Here is a 1,502-nt window from a genome sequence, read left to right on the forward strand (position 1 = left end):
GCCCCGGCCCCCGCTGGACCTCCTGGCCGAGCTGACGAACACGCCGCCGCCCCGCCAGACCCCGGTGCGGACGTTCGTGCGCCGGGTCAAGATCTGGACCCCGCTGGTCCTCCTGCTGGCCGTGGTGTTTGCAGTCGTACAGGCCGTACGTCCGCTGCCCACCCCCGGCCTCACCCTGACCGCCGACCAGTCCTACGCCTTCGAGGGCAGCAAGGTCTCCCTGCCGTGGCCCGAGGAGGGCCAGGGCTGGATGGACGTCAACGGCCTCGGCACAGTCGACTCGTTCGGGGAGCAGAAGCCCGTCGCGATCGGCTCGGTCGCCAAGGCCATGACGGCGTACGTGATCCTCAAGGAGCACCCGCTGAAGGCCGGCGCGGACGGCGCGAAGATCCCCGTCGACGCGAAGGCGGAGAAGGAGGGCGGCTACGACGCGCAGGGCGAGTCGACCCTCAACACCATCAAGGACGGCGACACCCTCACCCAGAAGGACGCCATCGCGGCCATCATGATCCCCTCGGCGAACAACGTGGCGCGCCTGCTGGCCCGTTGGGACGCGGGGTCCGAGGCGAAGTTCACCGAGAAGATGAACGCCGCCGCCAAGGACCTCGGGATGAAGAACACGACGTACACCGACCCCTCGGGGCTGAAGGAGAGCACGGTCTCCACCGCCGAGGACCAGGTCAAGCTCGGCAACGAGCTGGTGCGGATCAAGGCACTGGTGGACATCACCAAGCTGCCGAGCTGGGTGGACCCGTCCGGCAAGAAGTGGGACAACTACAACCGTCTCGTCCCGTACAACAACGCCATCGGCATCAAGACCGGCTCCACCACCAAGGCCGGCGGCAACCTCCTGTTCGCCGCCACCCGGGAGGTCGGCGGCGAGAACGTCATCGTCGTCGGCGCGGTCCTCGGCCAGCACACGCCGCCGATCATCGACACGGTCAACGCGGTCAGCAAGACGGCCATGATCGCCGCCCAGGAGGCGCTGACCTCGCGCAAGATCCTGAAGAAGGGCGACGTCGTGGGGTACGTGGACGACGGGCTCGGCGGCCGTACGCCGGTCGTCGCCACCGAGGACGTCTCCGCGGTGGGCTGGGCCGGGAAGACGGTCGAGCTGAAGCTGGGCGAGAACGGCAAGGCGATCCCGCACGAGGCGAAGGCGGGAACCGAGGTCGGTTCGCTGACCGTCGGTGGCGGTACGACGGGCGACGCGGTCGAGGTTCCGGTCGCGCTGCAGTCGGATCTCGCCGAACCGGGATTCGGCGCCAAACTGACCCGGATCGCCTGACGGGGCGTACGCCCCGGGAAGCGCACCCGGGGCGTACGCCCCCGCAAGCAGCCGGACCGACCGCACCCCGCCGACGGAGCCCCACCCGGGGCCCGTCCGGCGGGGTGCGTGCTAGCGTCGCGCGGATGGGGCAACGCCGCCCGCCGCGGGGCCCGGCCGACAGTGGAACAACGGGACACGGGAGTGCCAGCACGTGGCGACAGCGGAGCCGACC

The 1,502-nt window shown here is 70.4% G+C and carries 1 pseudogene; it reads left to right on the plus strand.

The features are described from left to right. Nucleotides 1-1,288 (plus strand): annotated as a pseudogene (locus FGF04_RS39150) (D-alanyl-D-alanine carboxypeptidase); the annotation flags it as partial. Between the last annotated feature and the right edge of the window lie 214 nt (nucleotides 1,289-1,502).

The organism is Streptomyces apricus (assembly GCF_008369065.1).
In the GTDB taxonomy this organism is placed as follows: domain Bacteria; phylum Actinomycetota; class Actinomycetes; order Streptomycetales; family Streptomycetaceae; genus Streptomyces; species Streptomyces apricus.